General features: G+C 60.4%; 11 protein-coding genes and 9 pseudogenes. 14 read left to right on the top strand and 6 right to left on the bottom strand.

What is annotated here, in order from left to right; genetic code table 11:
* Positions 1-15: 15 nt before the first annotated feature.
* The 3 genes and pseudogenes from AB4Y36_RS37350 (at position 16) to AB4Y36_RS37340 (ending at position 3417) form a co-directional block, all read left to right on the top strand.
* Positions 16-985: pseudogene (locus AB4Y36_RS37350) on the top strand (IS110 family transposase).
* A gap of 666 nt (positions 986-1651) precedes the next feature.
* Complete coding sequence (locus tag AB4Y36_RS37345; protein ID WP_368661808.1) at positions 1652-1819, top strand: gamma-glutamyl-gamma-aminobutyrate hydrolase family protein; 168 nt, start codon at positions 1652-1654, stop codon at positions 1817-1819.
* A gap of 500 nt (positions 1820-2319) precedes the next feature.
* A complete protein-coding gene (locus AB4Y36_RS37340) occupies positions 2320-3417 on the top strand; it encodes an OpgC domain-containing protein (protein ID WP_069269243.1) in 1098 nt (365 codons plus the stop codon).
* A 144-nt stretch (positions 3418-3561) separates the two neighbouring features.
* On the opposite strand, the pseudogene AB4Y36_RS37335 reads toward AB4Y36_RS37340, so the two are convergent.
* Positions 3562-3945: pseudogene (locus tag AB4Y36_RS37335) on the bottom strand (hypothetical protein); the annotation flags it as partial.
* A gap of 474 nt (positions 3946-4419) precedes the next feature.
* Between AB4Y36_RS37335 and AB4Y36_RS37330 the strand changes: the two are divergent.
* The 6 genes and pseudogenes from AB4Y36_RS37330 to AB4Y36_RS37305 all read left to right on the top strand — a co-directional run.
* A complete protein-coding gene (locus AB4Y36_RS37330; protein WP_342922778.1) occupies positions 4420-4689 on the top strand; it encodes a hypothetical protein in 270 nt (89 codons plus the stop codon).
* Positions 4690-5233: 544 nt separating this feature from the next.
* Positions 5234-5546: pseudogene (locus AB4Y36_RS37325) on the top strand (transposase); the annotation flags it as partial.
* A gap of 660 nt (positions 5547-6206) precedes the next feature.
* Positions 6207-7325 (top strand): annotated as a pseudogene (locus tag AB4Y36_RS37320) (IS5 family transposase).
* A gap of 327 nt (positions 7326-7652) precedes the next feature.
* Positions 7653-8273: a carbonic anhydrase gene (locus AB4Y36_RS37315; RefSeq protein ID WP_368661798.1), complete on the top strand. Its 621-nt coding sequence runs from the start codon at positions 7653-7655 to the stop codon at positions 8271-8273.
* Between the two features lie 100 nt (positions 8274-8373).
* Positions 8374-9903, top strand: a complete 1530-nt coding sequence (locus tag AB4Y36_RS37310; RefSeq protein WP_368661807.1) for a SulP family inorganic anion transporter — start codon at positions 8374-8376, stop codon at positions 9901-9903.
* 113 nt (positions 9904-10016) lie between these two features.
* A pseudogene (locus AB4Y36_RS37305) lies at positions 10017-10679 on the top strand (IS5 family transposase); the annotation flags it as partial.
* Between the two features lie 615 nt (positions 10680-11294).
* Here AB4Y36_RS37305 and AB4Y36_RS37300 read toward each other — a convergent pair.
* Positions 11295-11669: pseudogene (locus AB4Y36_RS37300) on the bottom strand (transposase); the annotation flags it as partial.
* Between the two features lie 89 nt (positions 11670-11758).
* Between AB4Y36_RS37300 and AB4Y36_RS37295 the strand changes: the two are divergent.
* Positions 11759-14629, top strand: coding sequence for an insulinase family protein (locus tag AB4Y36_RS37295; RefSeq protein WP_368661797.1), 2871 nt, complete (start codon positions 11759-11761; stop codon positions 14627-14629).
* Between the two features lie 83 nt (positions 14630-14712).
* A pseudogene (locus AB4Y36_RS37290) lies at positions 14713-15312 on the top strand (transposase); the annotation flags it as partial.
* Between the two features lie 155 nt (positions 15313-15467).
* Here AB4Y36_RS37290 and AB4Y36_RS37285 read toward each other — a convergent pair.
* From AB4Y36_RS37285 to AB4Y36_RS37270, 4 genes and pseudogenes are all read right to left on the bottom strand, one after another.
* The gene (locus tag AB4Y36_RS37285; RefSeq protein ID WP_069269390.1) at positions 15468-15683 is read right to left on the bottom strand and encodes a hypothetical protein; all 216 of its coding nucleotides are present in this window, start codon (positions 15681-15683) and stop codon (positions 15468-15470) included.
* Between the two features lies 1 nt (position 15684).
* Positions 15685-16542: an ExeA family protein gene (locus AB4Y36_RS37280; protein ID WP_368661796.1), complete on the bottom strand. Its 858-nt coding sequence runs from the start codon at positions 16540-16542 to the stop codon at positions 15685-15687.
* A pseudogene (locus tag AB4Y36_RS37275) lies at positions 16539-17973 on the bottom strand (DDE-type integrase/transposase/recombinase). Before AB4Y36_RS37275 ends, AB4Y36_RS37280 begins: the two are co-directional and overlap by 4 nt.
* Before the next feature lie 260 nt (positions 17974-18233).
* Positions 18234-18452 carry a hypothetical protein gene (locus tag AB4Y36_RS37270; RefSeq protein ID WP_368661795.1) on the bottom strand — a complete coding sequence of 73 codons (219 nt, stop codon included), beginning with the start codon at positions 18450-18452 and terminating at the stop codon, positions 18234-18236.
* A 22-nt stretch (positions 18453-18474) separates the two neighbouring features.
* Here AB4Y36_RS37270 and AB4Y36_RS37265 point away from each other — a divergent pair, with 22 nt between their 5' ends.
* The 3 genes and pseudogenes from AB4Y36_RS37265 to AB4Y36_RS37255 form a co-directional block, all read left to right on the top strand.
* Positions 18475-18936 carry a transposase gene (locus tag AB4Y36_RS37265; protein ID WP_368685614.1) on the top strand — a complete coding sequence of 154 codons (462 nt, stop codon included), beginning with the start codon at positions 18475-18477 and terminating at the stop codon, positions 18934-18936.
* A 23-nt stretch (positions 18937-18959) separates the two neighbouring features.
* On the top strand, positions 18960-19280 hold the full coding sequence (gene tnpB / locus AB4Y36_RS37260; RefSeq protein WP_368685613.1) for an IS66 family insertion sequence element accessory protein TnpB: 321 nt from the start codon (positions 18960-18962) through the stop codon (positions 19278-19280).
* Between the two features lie 29 nt (positions 19281-19309).
* Positions 19310-20350: pseudogene (locus tag AB4Y36_RS37255) on the top strand (IS66 family transposase); the annotation flags it as partial.
* Positions 20351-20477: the final 127 nt, after the last annotated feature.

The raw sequence follows: 20477 nt of genomic DNA, 5'->3' as shown, positions 1-20477 counted from the left end.
GAACTGGAGGCCATCATGGACGGAGTCACGCTCGTTGGTATCGATCTGGGCAAACACACATTTCACCTGCATGGGCAGGACGCAAAAGGCAACGCTGTGTTCCGTAAAAAGATGAGCGCAAACAACTGGTCGAATTCTTCGCGACGTTCCATGCTTGTACCGTCGTTATGGAGGCCTGTGCCGGTTCGCATCATATGGCCCGCAAGCTGGCCGAATTCGGGCACACGGTGCGCTTTATCTCGCCTCAGTTCGTCAGGCCATTCGTCAAGTCAAACAAGAATGATTTCGTCGACGCCGAGGCGATCTGCGAAACAGCCTCGCGCCCGGCGATGGAGATTTGTAACCCCGAAGACGGAATCGCAACAGACGTTTTCGGTGCTGCATCGTGTGCGTGAATCGATGGGTGCGCGAGCGCACCAGAACCGTAAACCAGATGCATGGCTTTCTCCTCGAGTTTGGCATCAGTCTGCCGGTGGGCAAGGCCGCTGTCGCACGTCTGCCGTCCGTGCTCGCCATGCAGGAACTGCCGCTCCGGCTGGTTGCGATTCTGGAGCGCCACCACCAGCACGTCAAGTACCTCGAGGAACAGATCGGTGAGATTGACCAGGAGCTGGGCCGCCAGCTCGCTGAGGACGAGATGGGACAGCGCCTCATGAGCATCTCGGGAGTTGGCCCGGTCACCGCAAGCGCGTTGGCCGCGAAAATGGGCGATGCAAAACAGTACGGATGCAGCCGCGATTTTGCGGCATCGATTGGGCTCGTCCCCCGGCAATACAGTACGGGCGGCAAGACCAATCTTCTCGGGATCAGCCGGCGCGGCGCCAAAAATGTCAGGCGCCTGCTCGTCCTGTGCGCCCGAGCCTACATGCGAGGCCTAGAGAAACGAACCGGCCGCCTGACGGACTGGGTTCGCGCAATGCTCGTGCAGCGGCATTCAAGCCTGGTGGCGTCTGCACTGGCCAACAAGCTGGCGCGAACCGGCTGAGCAATTGTTGCGCGCCACACCACATTCGACGCGGGCTTCACAACCCGCCCGACCTGAACGAACATGGCTTCATCTTTATTGACCACACTCACCCAACTGGTTTTGCGACGACCGAAAATTGATGACGTGAACGGCATACCGGCCTGACGAAGAACCTGCGTGCCAAACAGGCTTTCGAAGCCGAGCCACTGTTAAGGATCGTCAGGCGCGAATCTCATCGTGGCGCGGGGTGCGCCCCCCAAAACGACGCCGAATAGATTTAGGCAAGCCAGCTCGCCATCGAAAATCAGGGTTGCAAAAATGTGGCGGACCATAGATTTGGCAAATTGATGCCGCTTCGGGTGGGGGCGTCGATCCCATTACTTTCGACTTTAGCTCCGCGAAACTACGTGATCTACGGTATTACGAACGACGCAGCACCGTGACGAAAAGATGACAATGCTGCAACCGATCATGGGACGAAAATCGGGCGTTGCCGCTAGGGTGAGCGGCTTCATGCTGGTTGAGCCCTACCTACTAACCTGACGAACCTGACATCAAGATCATCTTCCACGCATACACGCATTAGTATGCGTTAGGTTTCCATAATAAAAATTCATATTCAATAACTGATCTAATGTGGCAATATCGCTTTGACGGGACGTGAATACGCGCTCCGCTTCGAGCATGTCTGATTGTCGTCGGGTCTGGCGGACTGCGGTCGACGGCAGCGAGTTACGCGTCAACTCGCTATACAAGCAAGGAATCGCACAGGTTGGCCAAAGAGTTCGGTTGGAGGCAGTCGCGGATGACGGAGGCATGGAAGCACTGTACACGGACGCATCCACATTTTAACTCGCGCTGCAGTGGCCTCCTGAATGGCACGCCTCAAGCGACGAGGAGCCGGAAGATGCTAGGCGCGTTCGGCAAGGCATGTGATGGCTATAGAGCGAAGCGTTCGACGAAGCAGAATGCAACAACCAATTAATCTGCAGTTGCCTATTGGGAAGAGCTAACCCGGATTCTGGATTGGACGCAAACAGATGCTCCACGCTATTACACGCGCATAGAAGACTTCATGTCTACGCGGTCGAAAGAATTTTTGCGCGGCTAGCAGGAGCGAAGCCCTGCCCGGGACGGCCAGATGCCAGCCGATGCGGTTCGCAAAGCCCAATGATATTGGGCATATTAGCGGGCAAAATTAAGCCTTCAAGACACTACGTCGGCAGCAGTGTGGTAGCTCGTTCTCTCTTCTTGATGGCGAATCCTTTCCGTAATGAAATTTCCTTCATGCGTTCTGTTTGCACCCGAGCGCCCTGCCCGTGAGTGCTCCAGCCTCACACCATCCATACTCCATGCATTCATCGACCTCCCGGCTGCCAGAACTCGATTTTCTCCGCGGTCTCGCATTGCTGATCGTTGTCGTCGATCACGTCAGCGGCAGCGTCGTGTCGCACATTACGTTGCACACGTATGCGCTTTGCGACGCTGCTGAAGCGTTTGTGTTTCTCGCGGGCTACTCGACAGCCACCGCATGGACTACTCTGGCAGCGTACCGCGACAAAGCGGCCGCGCGTAGGTGGTTTATCAAACGAGCGTGGGTGATCTATCGGGCATTTCTTTTCACGGCTGGCTTACTGCTGCTGGCGAGCGCCGTCTTGCGCGCGTTCCACATCGAAACGCCGCACACGGCACGTGATCTGCAGCAATTGATTGCGTCGCCGGCAACGGTGCTGCGCGATATCGTGCTGCTACGCCGTCAACCATATCTTGCGTCGGTGCTGCCGATGTACGTACTCTTCGCGCTGGCAGCACCGGTGATGGTACCGCTCGCACGCGAGCGCCCGTGGCTACTTGTAGCGCTATCGTTCGGGCTCTGGGCGGTCGCGGGAACCTTATATTGGTATCTTCCCGCCGCACTGAACAACCGATGGGATTTCAATCCGTTCGCCTGGCAACTGGTATTTGTGCTCGGCGCACTCGCGCGCTGCCAGCCCGTTTATCAACACATCGATTCCGCGCGTTTCGGCAGGATCGCGTGGCTTGCAGCGCTCGCGATCATCGCCTCTGGTGCCTATTACAAGCTGAGGATCGAGCCCTCAACGCCTGGCATCATGAAGCGGGACCTCGAATGGCCACGCGCGGTGAATTTCATCGCGCTGGCGTGGCTGGTCGCCGATCTCGTCCGCCGTGGCTGGATACGACACGCTGCTGAGAGGGCACCGTGGGTCGGAGCGATCGGCCGTAGGAGCCTGCAGTGCTTCGTCGCCGGCACCGTAGTTTCGCTGAGCGCCGATGCCGTGTTGGCCCGGACAACCGGCGGCCAGCATGATGTGTGGCTGGGTCTCGCTGCAGATGCAGTGACGATCCTGTCCGTATTTGCCGTTGCCTCGCTCGCGAGCCTGCCGGCCCGCGCGCTGACGTCACGCCTGAGGAAAAGGCTCCGCCTGTAGACCCATTAGCCGTCGGATAGCGTCATGCGCAAAGCCGGTTCCTCGCGGCTCTTGAGTTCGAGCTGGGACTGAATAATGCTTCGCTGATTCTTCTCGCAGAAGCCCCGCGCACGGCTCGGGGGGGTGACGTGGCTCACTTTGCACTCAACGTTGATGCTGTGTCGGAAAGCCGCGGCAGTAAGGGGTTTGCAGAATCACTTTTTCAGGTGGTCGCCAGCATATGGATGCAGCAGGCAATTCTGAAGAAAGCCATCCGTGGATGGAAGCGATCTGTTCGAAGCGGATGCGCAGTCGGCGGAAGTTGTGAAGCCACGAGATGGTCTGCTCAACAGAGGCTGACCACGTCGAGCGATTTCTGCAATGCATGACCGCATGCAGTGGACATCGATATTTGTCGTGGTCGTAACCTCTATCGCCCTCAACGACCCGAGGCTTTGATAGTGGTTTGCCAGGCTTGCCGCGGATGGGCGGAATTGCCTCGACGAACGCTAGAAGTTGAATGGGATCGTTGCGGTTGACACCAGTCAAATCACCGCGAGCGGGAAGTTCCTGCAAATGCATCAACAACTATCAGCTTCAAACCCTTGCCGCGCAAGGCGCTTCGAGTTTTTCAGGGTCGACTAAATTACTGTCTCAAATCCGGGAGCCACTTTACAGATCCTGCGCGAAGGGTACGACACTTCTGTACAACGAGATGGGATTGAGGGACTATATTCGCTGTTCTACTCCGACCGCATCACGGTGTTGGTTGGCTCGTTCGCAGCATTGACGCATATCAACATCGAGGGTGAATCGCGCGCGTATCTTCACTAATGCAGGTGCGCGAGCGGGCGGCGGCAGGTTTTTAGTTTGTGGCGCATCGTGGTTCGCAGCAGAGAAACCATCAACGTAGTCGCCCGGGGGCTCCTCGTCATCGTGCCAAGGCCGCATGATCCGGAATTCCCCAGAAGTTACGCGTCAGGATGACGCACGAATGACTGTTACTCAGGAGGAGGTGCGACTATGAAAAATATGGCCGACGCCGACACGATCGAGTGCCGCGGGATTATCCGGAGGAGGGCCTTCGAACTTGCCGAAAGCGGTGCCTTTACCGACTGGCGAGCAATCAGGCTGACGCTCCACTCGCTCTTTCCCGCTAATCGCGTCGACGATATCCTCGCGAGCCCGTTCTGTCGTCTGGACCTGAATCTGCGATGCGGCAAGCCCATCCGTCAAAGCCTGTCCAATGAATATGGTCACGTGCAAGACAGCGAGCACGAAAGCGCCGGATAGCGATCAAAGGAGGTTTGCACGAGAGCCGTCTGCGACGGCACCGACTCCCAGTCCATTGAACCATTGAAGTCCTACCGAAGCTGGACAGGGGCCGTCCGGAAGATGAACCCCTCTTCTGCATGCAAACATGCTATGTATCTGATTTGACTTCACGGTTCGCTCGCAAACGGCCCGCTCACTCATGCGATGAGCCGACTGCAATGGTTGCTGTTCGGCACTTGATCGGTGCTGGATCAATGCCGGGTGTGGCACAGCTGCACAGATGGCGGAAGCATCATTCTCGTCGTTCTTGCCGCCGACCACAAAGGGTTTCACATATTGTGTCGGCAGCAGTCGAACCGTGTGCCCCCCTGCGAGATAAATTCCAGAGCCCAGAAGTGCGAACCGTGACGGTGTTCGATGCCGATCAGGCTCGGTTCCAATCTCGAAAAGAACTTGCGCAGCTGCGGAAGTTTGCGCAGCTGTATCGGAGCAAGATCTGCGAACAGGCAAGGATGGTGACGTGGCCCCGGTGGACAAGTGGTCCTATGGCGTGTTCACGCTAATGTCGTTTGATCGTCCACTCTGGCGATGGAAATCACCGAAGCCCAATTATCAACGGATCGAGCATTGTCTGCCACGACAGCGTGGCAACAGTCAGTCTGACGAACCTGCAAGTGCAATGCGATCTTTATGTCGCCGAGCACGGCTGCAAGTGGCGTGGACTGCCGAAGCGCTTCGGTAGATGGCATACGATTTACACGCGGATGAACCGCTGGTCCAGAAGTGGCGTGCTGCGTCGCGTGTTCACGGAATTGCAGCGTGCACAGATCGTTCGCATCAGGATCGACGCGGTTTCGCTGGATAGCACTCCGATCTCGCGAAGCTCGGCCTCAAGGAGGCCGCTGCGCCCACCGTATGGAATGCGGTCCTGTTCGATCAATAAGCTATCCTACCTATTTGAACCAGAACCCTTCATCCCACGATTTTACTCGACCACCCCAGCAACGCGACAATGCCAATATGATCGATCCGCGACCAAACCGGTTAGCAGTCCTTTATCGACGCGGACTCATCGCACTGCCACCGCAACATGCACCGAACTTTGTTGCGCACACCCAATAATCGGAACCAGCCGAGCGCAAATAATGCCACGCGGTAAGCGAGACTACTGAGAAGTACGTCATCAAATTAATTTATGCCTGCACTTATGTCTATGGCGTAGGTCCTATTGAGGTCTGTTTGCTGCATTTTATCAATGCATCTGAAGCACAGTCGGTATAAAAGATGTGCGCAAATCTATGCGCCTACTGAGGCAACGCATGGTTCCGTTCAAACAATGGACGGGGTAGCCTAACGTATTTGACGACACAATTGCGACACGATGACTCATCTAAAATACCGGGTAGACTGAATTCTGTTATGCAAACCTTAATGACTGGAATGAAATGCATCGCAATTCTCATCAAGCTCAACACCATCTGTCGGCGCAAAAACTGTATGAGATCGCCATCATGGAAGAATCTTCTGCCGGGACGATGGCAAATGGCAGTCGGCATGGCGTCAGCGCCGACACATTCACCGAGAGTCTGTTTTCCATGTGCAAGCTGGACGACTTCGTCCCCAAGTCGCATCCGTTGCGTTCGATCCGCGTGATGGCGAATGAAGCGCTGGCGAAGATGGATCGACTGTTCGCCCAGATGTACGAAGCGGACATAAAGGGCGGGAGGCCGAGCATCGCGCCAGAGAAGTTGCTGCGAGCCACGCTGATTCAGGCGCTTTTCAGCATCCGCTCAGAGCGCCAGCTGATGGAGCAGGTGCAGTACAACCTGCTGTTTCGTTGGTTCATTGGCCTGGCGATGGACGACGAGGTGTGGGTGCCCACGGTCTTTACGAGAAACCGCGAGCGTCTGATCGAGCACGACGCCGTGATCGAATTCTTCAACGAAGGGGTGTCCATCGCCGGGAAGAAGTGTCTGCTCTCGGGCGGGCATTTCAGCGTGGACGGCACCCTAATCCAGGCGTGGGTCGGACACAAGAGTTTTGTACGCAAGAACGGCGACGATCAGGACAACGATGGTGGCGGCGCGGGCGACTGCAAAAAGCGAGAAACGCAGCAACGAGACACATCAGTCGAAGACCGACCCCGATGCGAAGCTCTATCGAAAAGGCAAAACGGCCAGCGAATTGAGTTACATGGGCCATACGCTAACGGACAACCGGCACGGCCTGGTGGTCAACGCACGTGTGACACGCGCCGACGGTCATGCCGAGCGTGAAGCGGCCAAGATCATGATCCACGACGTACGGCAGGCGGCAGAGGATCCGCGCGAGGAAATCACGCTGGGTGCAGACAAGGGCTACGACGCACAGGAATTCGTCGAGGCGCGCCAGCAGATGAAGGTCACGCCGCACGTTGCGCAAAACACCTCGGGGCGGCGTTCGGCAGTGCACGATGCGATTGCCTCGAGCGTGGGCTACGCCATTTCGAGCAAAAGCGCAAGTTGATTGAACAGGGTTTCGGCAGGGCCAAGACCGTGGGGCGCATGCGCCAGGTGATGGTGCATGGCTTGAAGAAGGTGGACCAGATGTTCGTGTTGAATATGGCGGCGTACAACCTTGTGCGCATGCGATCGCTGGCACGGGTGCGTCCATAGTGGCGGGAAAGCGGCAATGAGGCCAAAAAAGTAGCCTCAAACCGCCAAAACAACGTTGAATTCGCGTTGAGATTGCGCAATCAGAAAAATTTTCGGCAGAAACCGCGTAAGCGGAACAAGGCCGTCTCCGTTGGGCTGTATTCCAGCGGCCTGCTAGGGTATCCCGGCGGCGGCCGAGTGCACTGGGTTGGTTGATTGACGGGTGACCGCGAAGTCCGCGCCACGTATTGGCGTCGTCCAGCGTCATTTTGGAACGACCCATTTTTTTGATAGAAGGCTATTCGCAAGCATTGATCGAAGCCAACGACCTGATTGGAGTCTCGACTCGTGAATCTTCCAAAACGCATGCTCGTCGCCAATGTCGCGTGGGCCCAGGAAATCGGACGGCGCGAACCAAACTTGTTTCGCGCGCTAGCCATGGGGCAGAAACCGCAAGTGCTCTGGATTGGCTGCTCAGATAGCCGCGTACCCGTCGAAACCATCACCCAGTGCGCGCCGGGGGATCTATTCGTTCATCGCAACATCGCTAACCTTTTTCATGTTGATGACGACAACACCATGAGCGTGCTCGAATATGCGGTGTGTGAGCTGCGGGTCGCGCACATCATTGTCTGCGGGCATTACGGATGCGGGGGCGTGCGCGCCTCGCTACTTCCGCCAGCCGATGCCTCGCCGCACTTCAACCGCCACATCAGGCCGCTTTGCGCACTCGCACACACGCATCACGCGGCGCTCGCTCGCCTGCCATCGGAAGAGGCACGCATCAACCGGCTCGTCGAACTTAATGTACTCGAACAGGTACGCCTGCTGCGCGAGCATCCGCTCGTGCGTGGGCGTGCACCCTCTCCCCTTGTGCACGGCTGGATCTTTTCACTGAACGACGGCCAGATGCGCGAACTCGTGTCGGGCTACGGGCGTGAAACAAGGAAGGCAATCGCCCCCGTCTGACCCGCTCCAGATCGCTCCGCTTACCTCGTTCACCGGAACATGGCAGTCGCACAAGTTTCGCCGTCGCGGTATTCACCCTTCACTATTTTTCGTTTCCGTCATGACTTCGAAAGCTTTCCCTTCTGCGCTTCTACGTGACCTCGCAGCCGGCGCTGTAGTCTTTCTCGTCGCGCTGCCGTTGTGTCTCGGCATTGCAAAAGCCTCCGGCGCAGAGCCGCTAGCCGGGTTGGTGTCTGGCATCGTTGGTGGCATCGTCGTCGCCTTGCTCAGCGGATCGTCCCTCAGTGTGAGCGGCCCCGCCGCGGGCCTCGTCGTGATCGTCGTCGACGGCATCGCGCGTCTCGGTAGTTTCTCTGCATTCCTTATTGCATTGCTGCTCTCGGGCGCCATCCAGTTCGGCTTCGGCACGCTTCGAGCCGGGCAGCTCGCGTCGTATGTCCCCACACCCGTCATCAAGGGAATGCTCGCCGCAATCGGCCTGCTGCTGATCATCAAGCAGGTTCCACTCGCAGTCGGTCTGACGTCGGGCGGCAACACCGAATCGTTGGCAGGCGCGCTTGTATCCATCTCGCCCATAGTCTGTACTGTAGCCGCCATCTCGCTGGCCATCCTTGCGGCCTGGGACACGCATACATTGCGACGCTTCGCCCTAGTGCGGTTCGTGCCCGCGCCGCTTGTCGTCGTAGTTGCGGGCGTAAGCGCGACGCTGGTTTGCGGCGCGTTAGGCGCCACGCTCGCGTTGCCACCTGAGCTCCGCGTAGCGTTGCCGGCCATCAAATCGTTGGCGGCGCTCCACGACGCCTTGCATTTCGCTGAGTTCGGGTTGAGCTTCGCGCGCCTTGTGGATCCAGAAATCTGGATCGTCGCCCTGACGCTTGCCGTTGTCGCCAGCCTAGAAACGCTCCTGAGCCTCGAAGCCGTCGAGCAGATCGACCCGCAGCGTCGCGCCGCACCACCGAATCGCGAACTCAAAGCGCAAGGCGTCGGCAATATGGTGGCAGGCGCCATCGGGGGATTGCCCATCACATCCGTCATCGTCCGCAGTTCGGCCAACGTCCACGCCGGCGCGCGAAGCAGGCTCTCCGCAATCGTGCACGGCGTGCTACTCCTCGTCAGCGTGTTCGCGCTCACGGATGCGATCAACCTGATTCCGCTCGCGAGTCTCGCCGCCATTCTCATTCATACCGGCATCAAGCTCGCCAGACCGTCGCTGTTCATTATGCTCGCGAAACAGGGAGCGGCAGCGTTCACGCCATTCATTGTAACGATTGCCGGGGTGCTCGCCACCGATCTGCTCACCGGAATTGTCCTCGGCGTGCTGTGCAGCGCCGCGCTCGCGTTGTGGGCGAATCTGCATCGGCCTATTGCCCTCGCGCGACACGACGACCATTTCCTGCTCTCGTTTCGCAAGGATGTGTCGTTTCTCGGCAAGGTGGCGCTCAAGGAGATGCTTGCGCATATCCCGGATCGGGCGACTCTCATCGTCGACACAACCCGCGCCGATTTCATCGACCACGACGTGCGCGAACTGCTGGACCGTTTCATTGACGAGGCGCCGCTGCGGTCGATCTCGGTGGAGGTTCTACATGCCGCAACGGTGCTGCCTCGTGCAACGCGCTCAGGCGCCTGACCGCATGCCAACAATGATGTTGGGATCCGTGACGGTTGTGTGTCGCATTAGATGCTATGTGGGGGGGCCGCGGAAGTAAGCCCGACTGGAGTAAAACGGAGCTTGCACACATCGTTTTCTCCGAAGGAGCACGCAAATGGATGGCGCGAGCCGGTGCCTCGTGGCGTATGCTGCCGACCAACTTCGCGCCGTCGGAACTGGTCTATCAGCAAACACAAACGTTGGCTGAACGCGGGTTGTTTCGATGGGATGGTCAGCGAATTGCGTTCGGTGCTGCGTATCGCCCAGGAGCGCCGGGGGCAACCCAGCGCGGTTATCCTGGATGGACGCACGTTGCAGTCCACGTGCGAAAGCGGCCCGCGTGCGGGCTACGATGGCTATAACCGCAAGCGTGGCAGCAAGGTACACATGGCGCTCGATACGCTGGGCAATCTGCTGGCTGTGCACATTACGCCGGCCAACGAGCAGGGGCGAGCGCAGGTCGCCGAGCTTGCCCGCCAGGTTCAGGAGGTATCGGGTCAAACAGTGAAGGTGGCATTCGCGGACCAAGACCATACAGGTGAGGACGCGACGCAGGCCGCGCGTGATGAAGGCATTGAACGGCAGGCCATCAAGCTGCCGGAGGCGAAAAAAGGCTTTGTCCTCCTGCCGCGTCGCTGGGTGGTCGAGCCAGCTTTGGCTGGTTGAATCGCTTCCGGCGGCTCGCACGAGATTACGAGCGACTTCCGCAGACGCTTGCAGGGCTTCATTTCGTCGTTTTCGCAATGTTGATGCTCGTTCAACGCTTCCCAGCGCGACGCAGTAGGGCGCGGGATCTCCCGGTTCCCATGCAAGGTGTTTCCGCACGTGCTCAGGGTCTCCGACCGCGCGGGGTCCGGGATTGCCTTGCCAATACGGCAATCCCGGTGTGGCTTTCGGCAAGCGTCCAGCGCCTCGGCACCCCGATCAGCCCGCACCTTTCGGAACGGGGAATGGATTTCGCAGCTCGATACCTGGCCGATGCGTACCTCTGCCAACGCTTCGCCTACGCCCTTACGGACGCACACGCATGACTCGAGGCCGTTGTGGTTGGCTAGACCTTCAACGTATGACTCTTTCATTCACAACGCCTTGCCGGGTTTGACCGGCGCACGGACGCGTTCATTTCATTGCTCACGCCCAATGCGGCTTCGAACAGCTTGCTGTGCACGACCTGCCCTCGTCGTGTTTATGCAGAAGTCGGGACGATACCCCCCACTGGAAATTCAACAGAGGCAAAATTGAGTCCATTCATCTACGGCTGTAACGGCGACCTTGAGGTAGGTCAAACATTGGTCAACACGGGTAGGAGGCCATGAACAACGAAATTGGAGCGTGTGCGAAACTAAACATTAACGAATGTCGCGAAAATACGTCGGCGTGAAGTGCATGTGGTAGCGTATGCTTGGCCAGCCACACCCTGACCTTCGGATGCTTGTGCGTCGCATCGTTGTCGACGATCAGATGCACATCGAGATTGTGCGGGCACCGCCTGATCCGCATGCCTGAGAAACGCGAGGAATTCCTGATGACGGTGGCGCGGCTTACATTGCGCAATGACTTCACCCGTTGCCGTATTGAGGGCGGCGAACAGCGGGTAGCGCCCTGCCCGCCTGGCACTGGCTCTTTTCGTCGACGCACAGCACCAAAGCATTGGTCGGTGGGCTCAGGTACAGCCCGACAATATCGCGCACCTTCTCTACGAAGTAGGGATCATTAGACAGCTTGAAACTCTTTGACCAATGAGGGGCGTTGCATAAGTGGAACGTAAGGACAGGCCACGCGCCGCTGCGCTTAGCCGTACCTCATCGATCAGCCAACCCGACACTGAATCACAATGACCTCCTTCGAACACATCTCCAGTCACCCCATCCCGGATCTGCGCGCGCAGCTCGAGCAATACCTAGACCCCGCATCCGGAGCACGTCATGTACATTTGGCCAGCGACCAGGACGAGTTCGCTTTCCTGGTGGGCTTTCCGACGGTTCCGCAAGCTAGCGACGGGCGTGCCCATATCCTCGAGCATCTTGCACTGTGCGGCTCGGAGCGTTTCCCGGTGGCGGACCCGTTTTTCGCAATGCTGCGGCGCTCAACGGCGACTTTCATGAATGCGATGACGTACCCCGACCGCACGGTCTATCCGTTCGCGAGTACCGATCGCACCGACTTCTTCAATCTGCTCGACGTCTATCTTGACGCGACCTTCTTCCCCAAGCTGGATTACCTTAGCTTCCGTCAGGAGGGCTGGCGCCATTCCTTCAAGGACGATCGCCTGGTCCGTCAAGGTGTAGTGCTCAACGAGATGAAGGGCGCGTTTGGCGATCCGCTGAGCATCCTGTACTCCGGCCTCAACAAGGCTCTGTTCCCCGGAACGTCCTACGCCGAGAACTACGGCGGCGACCCGCTCGTCATCCCGGAGCTTTCACACGAAATGCTGCTGGAGTTCCACGCCAGCCACTACCACCCTTCGCAGGCGATGTTCATGAGCGCTGGTCGAATCGAGGCAAAGGAGATTCAGGCCAAGCTCGTTGAGCGCGTGCTCTCGCGCCGCACGGGACGGTGCCCGGCGCGTCGGCCAGAGCTGGCTGCTGACTGGATAGCACCGCGCCGCGCTCAGGTCAGAGTACCGTCGGCTCAAGCGCGCCCTGACGAACATGGCCTGCAGCTCAGCTGGCGCTTCGGTGAATCCACCGACCCGCTAGCCACTGCACGACTTCGGCTACTGAGCCACGGCTTGCTTGGCGACGCCTCCGCGCCGGTGATGAAGGCGATGCAGTCGGCAGGCTTCGGCCGACCAAGCCAGATGAATTTCGTCGACAGCGGCCTGCGCCAGCTTGTGCTGCATATTGGCATGGAAGGATTGACCGAGACACAGGTGGAGCGAGCAAAGAGCTGTATCGAGCACGCCCTCGAGGACGCCGCAACTGACGGCGTTCCGGTGGATGTCCTCAAAACCGCACTGCGCGACATGCGTTTTGCAAAGCGCGAGATTCAGGGGGACACCATCCCAGACGCACTGCGCCGGTTGCTTGACGCCGTACCCTTGCTGATGAACGGAGGCGATGTCGCAACGGCATTCGATATCGAACCCGTGCTTCAGCAACTCGGGAAAGAGATTGAGGACCCGGCCTTCTTCAAGCATGCCGTCCGTGAGCTGATCAATCACCCGAATCTTCTGGCCACGCACGTGATTGCAGATGCCGACTTCGCGACTCTGCGCGAGGCGCAGGAAGCCAAGGCGCTCGCGCTGAAGGAGCGCGAGCTGAACGACGACGAGCGTCGCCAGATCGGCGCCGAGGAGGCCGCTCTGGCCGAACACCGCAAGGCTCGAAGCAACATCGATGTACTGCCTTGCGTTCAGCCGAGCGAACTCAGGCGTGAGCCCATCGCGTTGCCAGAGATTCAACATCAGCACAGCTCGATTAGCGTCGTCGGTGGCGCCACCAACGGCATCACCTATGCGACCACGCTTTTCGATCTGAGCACGGCCCCGAAGGACGATTGGCCCTGGCTATCCCTGTACGCCGACATCGTGCCGGACCTCGGGACTGGTAGTTTGGGATTTGAAGAAGCGGGCCGATGGCGCCAGCGTCAGGTGTCCTCGTTCTCAATGACGCTGGACACCTTGGTGGAGGCCGGTCGCACGAGCCTGACGCCGCAACTGAACGTTCATGCCTCCGCGCTGACTGAGGACGAAGCCGGAATCCCCTCCGCCATCGCGGCGTGGACCTTGGTGCCGCGATTCGATGAACTCGACCGCATCTCGTTTTTGACCAAAGCGCGCGTCGCGCGTAAAGTCAACGGCTTAGCAGCGGCGGCCGGCCAGTACGCTTCTCTGGCCGCGGCCGCGGCCTACTCGATTCGTCGGCAATTTGCCCACCGCGTGCACGGCCTAGCCTCTCTGCCATTCGTCGCCGCGCTAGGCAAGATGCTGGAGTCGCCGGAGGGCGTTCAAGCTATCGCCGACCACCTGAAGCGCATTCACCAGCTGTTGCTGGAGGTGCCCAATCGCGTCATTTGGGTTGGCCTGAACGGATCGTCGCTCGAGGCCTCGAAGGCATTGGACCTGCGCCCCTCTCGGGCTGGCAGGCTGGGTGCATCTGACGCGATCTCGCGTGCTCATGAAGTCGCCAACGTGGCCTTGCGTGTGGCAAGCCAGGTGAACCATTGCCACATTGCATGGGCCGCGCCTAGTGTCGAGCATCCCGATGCTGCGCCGCTCGCTGTTGCCGCCGAGCTCCTGACCCATCTTGCGCTGCACCGCAAGCTGCGCGAAGAGGGGGGAGCCTACGGCGGCTGGGCCAGCTATAGCGCGGAGGATGGCCTTTTTACGATGAGTTCGTTTCGCGATCCCCGGCTAGCGGGCACCTACGCGGATTTCGCGGGCTCGGTGCGCGAGATCCAGGACGCATACTTTAGCCAACAGACCCTCGAAGGAGCCATCATCTCAGTCATCAAGCGACTCGACAAACCTCTGGCACCATATACTCTCGCCAGTGCAGCCGATCGTTCGGAGCGTCGCGGTGTGACGAAGGAGATGCGCCGAGCCTTCCGCCAACAAGTGCTCGCTTGCACTTTGATGCAAGTCAAGGAGGCGCTCGCTCGCTGGCTACCGCCGCAAGCGGCTAGCCGTGCCGCCGCTGTGGGAAATGCAAACCAGGATCTCTGCGGAATGGCTGTGATCGAGGTAGCTGACCTTGTGAATTGATTCAAGTGATTGCGGGTTTGACCGTGCCTCGATTTCGCGTACAGCAGGAATTTTGTTAATTTCCTACTGTACGGAGGGGTTGCATGTCAGAAAGGTCAGTGCCGAAACGACAACACACAGACGAATTCATGATCGAGGCCGTCAGGCTTGCCGAATCAGTCGGGCAGCACGAGGCTGCACGAAGGCTTGGGGTGCCAGTGGCGACGCTAGGGAACTGGATGCGGCGTGGCTGCCGATTCGAGGGCGTTGGCCCGGCGAGTGGTCGCGAAGCGGTCACGGCACGAACAACTCGCCCGATCAGTGCGCTGGAAGCGGAGAACAGCCGGTTGCGCAAGGAATTGGCCAGTGCGAAGCTGGACATCGAAATCTCTCAAAAGCGACGGCGTACTTCGCGAAAGGGTCGCGGTGAAGTACGCATGGATCGATTCCCACCGCGACCAGTACCGCGTCAGCCGCCCGTGCCGAATGCTTGATGTATCGCGCAGCGGCTATTGCCAGTGGCGTCGCCGCGGATCGAGCAGGCGCGCTCAGGCCAATGCAGCGCTGGACGCCGCGGTCGCCACCATCTACCCGGCGAGTCGCGGCAGCTGCCGTCGTCCTCGTATCGTGCGGCAGTTGCGTGCCCAGGGCCAGCCGGCGCGCGCGGAGCGCGTACGTCGCGCAGCCTGCAACGCCAAGGGCTGACCTGCTGGCATAGCCGCCGCCGTGTCAGCCTACGAACAACAAACTGCGCAGAACCAGTGAGCGTAAGCACGTAAATCGATGGGGCAATGGGCAAGCTAAATGTGATGTCCAAGGGACGAAGTAAAACGGGGGCGATGAAGCCCCCGTTGTTGTTTCAGAACGGCTCGTCGACGACCTGATGCGGCGGTTGCGTCGGACCGCGGTACCAAGGCTTGCGGTAGCGCCGGATCTGGGTAGCGTAGGCGCGGCTGAACCAGAGATAGAAGTCTTCGATGAAGAACTGCATCATGTAGGCGGCCTCGTCGGAGAGTTCGGGCAACGGCAGGCGTCGGGCCGCATCGGGTTTGTGAGGTGATGTTTTACGGGACATGTCATCTTGCTCCATTGGGTTGACGTGCGGGCGTTCGGCGCGAGGATGGCGGTGACGGGGCAAAGACCTCGAAGTACAGCTTCTCGTCGAGTTCGGTCAATTCCCGCTGCGCGGCGGTGGCGAGCAGATCGTTGGCAGGCGTGGTGAGCACGCGGTAGTTGCCCAGCGCGTGTTCGCACAGTGTGTGGCGCAGCGGCGGCGTCATCAGCTGTGGGGCGCCAGCGCTCGCGAGCAGATGATCGAGGCAGGCCAGCAGGTCATCCACCGTGGCCTTCTCGGTCGCCAGGCGAGATCGGATGCGGCTGCCCAGCGGCAGCAGTTCGTCGCGCCGCAGCTTGTCGGTCAAGCGCGTATCGCCGGCGATCACCACGCACAGCAGCGGCTGCGAATCGAAGCGAGCGCTGGCCATGAGCCTCAGTTCGTTGAGTACGCCCGCGCTCATCTCCTGGGCCTCGTCAATCAACAGGATCGGACGTCGGCGCGTGCTCTGCAGATGTGATAGCCACCGCTCGCGCAGCGACCGGAATCCGCCCCAGCGGTTGTGTGCCTTGAACTCCAGATTGAAGATGTCGCCCATCTCGCGATAGAAGTCGGCGAGACTGCTTTGCGGGTGATTGATCGAGACGACCATCAGCTCGGTGAGCCGCTCGAGCTTCTCGGCCAGCACGCGCATGATGACGCTCTTACCGGTGCCGGGCTCGCCGTGGATCATCGCGAAGCCGCCTTCGCGCACGAGCGCGTTCTCGATGCGCCAGCAGAAGTTCTCGACGCGGGGCGGCACGTACAGCGCTTCGAGCGGCGGCTCCGGCGAGAACGGGTTCCACTTCAGGCCGTAGAGGGCTTGCAGGCGTTGGCTCATGCGCCCTCCTGCCAGTCAGCGGGAATCCAGGCCGGCGGCAGCCCGGTTGCCGCATGTTCGGCCAGCATCTGGCGCAGCAGCGGTGCGATGCCGGGCGCAGTGGCCGGTGGCAGCTCGACAATGACGGCATCAATGCGACGGCGCTGGCCGTCGGCATTGGCGACCTTGTCCAATGGTCACAGCGGGCACAGCACGACGTCGCTGTTGGCGTCGATGAGATCGACGCGACTCAGGTCCCAGCCCGCGTAACGCAGGCGTACGCGCTGCAGGTGCCGGTAAGCCAAGGGGATCTCAAAGCGCGTGCCGGCCAGGCTCACGGTGCCGTCCGAACGCCGCTGGGTTCGTGTCACGTCAATGCGAAACGCGGCCCGTAGTGCATCGCTGGAGGGACACTCGCGCCGCACGTCGGGACCGGCCAGGTAGCGCTTGAGCGGCGTGCCGCCGATCTCGGAATGATGCGCGTGATGGTACTCGCGCTCGATCCAGGCGTGGATGGCCTGGTTGAGCAGTTCGAGCGTGAGATTGGTCTCGCCTTCGAGCATGGCCATCACGCGCCCCTCGATACGCGCCCAGAACGTCTCCTGCTTCGCGTTCTGATACGGAGAATATGGCAGCGTCGTCTGATGCAGCACGCCGAGCGCGAGCAGCCCGGCAGTCGTCTCCTCGGCAGCATTGCCGCACCGTTGTCGGTCATCAGCGCGCGGCAGCCCACGGCGCTGGAACGCCTGGGCGAGTCCGTGGATCAGGCCTGCGCGCAGTCTCATCGAGAAACCATTGCGCGTGACAGACGACGCGCGAGCGGTCATCGATCACGCACAGCAGCATCGGCGTGATCCACTGGCCGTCATGGATGAGCAGCTTGCGCGATCCGTGATGGAAGTCGAGATGCCAGAGCGCGTTGACGTGCTCGACCTCGAAGCTGCGGACCTCGAGCTTCTCGAGGCGATCGCGCGCGAGCATCGCGCCGGCGCCCGTGTGCCGGGGCTGGCGTTCCCGGAACAGGCCCTGCGCACGCATGTAACGGCGCACGGTCGTGTACGACGGCAGGTTCGCCGCACCGAGCATGACCTTGAGGTTGTCGAAGTGCAACTGGCAGGTCCAGCCGGGATGGTCGCGGTACTGCGTGCGGATCGCCTGTACCGTCTGAGGCGACAGGTTTGCGCCGGCGCCACTTGGGCGCTTGCGCTTGCGCAGTTTCGCCACCGGGTCGTGTGGCGCCTTGCGGGCCTGATAGAACCACCGTTCGATGGTCGAGCGGCCGAACTGGATATCGTCGCCAGTGACGGGATGACGCCAGCGTCTGGCGGCCAGCGCGGTGATGAGTTCGCGCAACTGCCCCGACTCGGGCGGTGCTGCAAGCAAGGGGCCGACGATCGCAAAGCGCAAGCGCGCCCAACGATCCCGCACGGGTAGATCGTGAAGTTCAGTCATGCGTTCTCCAAAGATGCGGCGCACCGCGCCGCGATTCAGGGGAGAGGCGAGACTACAAGCGCTGTTCGGAGAGGGCGAGCGAGAAGTTCTGCGGGCGGCTACCGTCCCTCATGCACGGTGCTCATGGCGCTGCTGCGGGTGAGCGGCGAGAGCCAGCACAGCATCGGGTCAGGCTGTAACGCCGCAGCGAAGCGCTCGAGCAGGCTCGCCGGCGCCTGCACGGTCTCGACGGGCGGCACGAACGCCGCCCGCCCAAGCGTTCAGAACGGCGTGCTGACGAAGTCGGTCTGCCACCAGCGCCGCCATTGCGCGATCGTTGCGCGCGGCACGCCCAGCTCGCCGAGCTGATGCATCGCGGCAGCAGTGCCGGCACTGGCGCGCGTGGCACTGACGACGACCATGATTGCGGCAACGTAGACGCGACGGCCGAGAAAGCGCACGGAGAACGGCGTGGTGCGACGTAAGCGTTGCTTGAGCACCGTCTAGACCGATGGCGCCAAAGTGGACAAAGTAGGCCCCACCAAACGAGTGGTGGAGACTACTTTGTCACCTGAGATAGCGACAGCGGCAAGACGGACGCGTAAAGGCACCCCCAACCACCCCATTGGGTTTCGGCGAGAACTCGCAAAGCTGGCATGTGAACCGGGTGTCTCGGTCGCACGACTCGCTCTGGAACACGGGCTCAATACGAATCTTTTGTTCAAATGGCGCCGAGCCTATCAGGCTGGGCAGTATGAGCCGCCGACACTGTTGCCGGTTGAAGTGACTCACGAGGAACGCACGATTGAGAGCGCGGCGGCTGCATTGCCCGTTCAGTCGCAGAACAAGGCACAGCCGGTCGTCGCGGGAGTGATTGAGATTTGCGTCGGCATCGCACGCGTGCGTATCGAGGGCACGCCCGACGCAGCCACGCTGCGTGTCGTGTTACGTACGTTGCGTGCCGCTGCCGAGGCCGAGACGTGATTGGTCTTCCAGTCGGCACGCGTGTGTGGCTGGCTGCCGGCGTGACCGACATGCGGGCCGGATTCAACAGTCTCGCCGCCAAGGTGCAGACGGTGCTTGAACGCGATCCATTCTGCGGACACCTCTTCGTGTTTCGCGGCAAACGTGGCGACCTGCTCAAGGTGCTGTGGTGGAGCGGCGATGGCATGTGCCTGCTGATGAAGCGACTCGAGAAGGGGCGCTTCGTATGGCCTCAAGCCGATGGTGGCGTCATTTGCCTGAGCCCGGCACAACTATCAATGCTGCTGGAAGGCATCGACTGGCGGCAACCGGCGAGAACGGCTCGACCGACCTCAGCGTTGTAAACGTCGCTGCCGGCGCGTAAACTGCCTGCATGACGCGCGCGAGCCCACTTCCCGACGATGTCGAAACGCTGAAGGCCATGCTGCTCAGCCAGGAGGCGGCGCTGCGCGAGCGCGACGCGCAAATGCTCAAGCTTCAAGAACTGGTCGACTCGCAACAAGCCGCGCTGGCTTCGCGCGTCGCCGAAGTCGAACACCTGAAGCTGCTCATTGCCAAGCTGCGCCGTATGCAGTTCGGTCGCAAGTCGGAGAAACTGGACCATCAGATCGAGCAACTCGAGCTGCGCCTCGAAGAGCTTGAGGCCGACGAAGGCGCGGCGCCGGTCGAAATCCAGAAGACGCCGCGCACCGCTGTGGAACAGGCGCCGCGCAAGCCACTGCCTGAACATCTGCCGCGCGAGATCCGGACGCACTTGCCCGAATCTGCCGGGAGGTGCGCGGAGTGTGGCGGCGAGATGAAGCCGCTGGGCGAAGACGTCGCCGAACAGCTTGAGTACGTGCCGGCCAGCTTCCGGGTCATCCGTCATGTGCGCCCGAAGTTTGCGTGCGTGTGTTGCGACCACATCGCTCAGGCGCCTGCACCGAGTCGTCCCATCGAACGCGGTCTCGCCGGCCCAGGGCTGCTGGCACACGTGCTCGTCTCGAAGTTCGCAGACCACGTGCCGCTTTACCGGCAGTCGGTCATGTACGCGAGAGAAGGCGTCGAGCTTGATCGCTCGCTGCTTGCGAAGTGGGTCGGTCACGCGGCGACGTTGCTGCAGCCGCTCGTTGAAACACTGCGTCGTCACGTGATGTCAGCGACGAAACTGCACGCCGACGACACGCCGGTTCCAGTGCTTGCACCGGGGAACGGCAAGACGAAGACCGGTCGCCTGTGGGTGTACGTGCGCGATGATCGTGCATCGGCCGACGTGACGCCGCCGGCGGTGTGGTTCGCCTATACGCCGGATCGCAAGGGCATCCATCCACAGCAGCACCTCGAGTCGTTCAACGGTACGCTGCAAGCCGACGCGTACGGTGGCTACCAGGCCATCTACGAAACCAGGCGCGTCAGGGAGGCGGCTTGCTGGGCGGTAAGCGTCATTTCGTGGCCGCATGGACAGAGTTGAAGCCGGTGTCCAAAGTGATGTCCGTTACTTCAAGTGGTGGGGACTACTTTGGACACACGGAATGCGCGACCATCGAACCGCAAGGGCCGAC

This window comes from Paraburkholderia sp. BR10936 (assembly GCF_040965735.1).
GTDB classification, from domain to species: Bacteria; Pseudomonadota; Gammaproteobacteria; order Burkholderiales; family Burkholderiaceae; genus Paraburkholderia; species Paraburkholderia nodosa_A.
This window is presented reverse-complemented; position numbering and strand designations above follow the sequence as displayed.

Excerpts from the sequence above, each read along its gene's own strand:
- AB4Y36_RS37345 (WP_368661808.1), top strand. The coding sequence starts at position 1,652 with ATGTCTGATTGTCGTCGGGTCTGGCGGACTGCGGTCGACGGCAGCGAG.
- AB4Y36_RS37340 (WP_069269243.1), top strand. The coding sequence starts at position 2,320 with ATGCATTCATCGACCTCCCGGCTGCCAGAACTCGATTTTCTCCGCGGT.
- AB4Y36_RS37330 (WP_342922778.1), top strand. The coding sequence starts at position 4,420 with ATGAAAAATATGGCCGACGCCGACACGATCGAGTGCCGCGGGATTATC.
- AB4Y36_RS37310 (WP_368661807.1), top strand. The coding sequence starts at position 8,374 with ATGACTTCGAAAGCTTTCCCTTCTGCGCTTCTACGTGACCTCGCAGCC.
- AB4Y36_RS37295 (WP_368661797.1), top strand. The coding sequence starts at position 11,759 with ATGACCTCCTTCGAACACATCTCCAGTCACCCCATCCCGGATCTGCGC.
- AB4Y36_RS37285 (WP_069269390.1), bottom strand. The coding sequence starts at position 15,683 with ATGTCCCGTAAAACATCACCTCACAAACCCGATGCGGCCCGACGCCTG.
- AB4Y36_RS37280 (WP_368661796.1), bottom strand. The coding sequence starts at position 16,542 with ATGAGCCAACGCCTGCAAGCCCTCTACGGCCTGAAGTGGAACCCGTTC.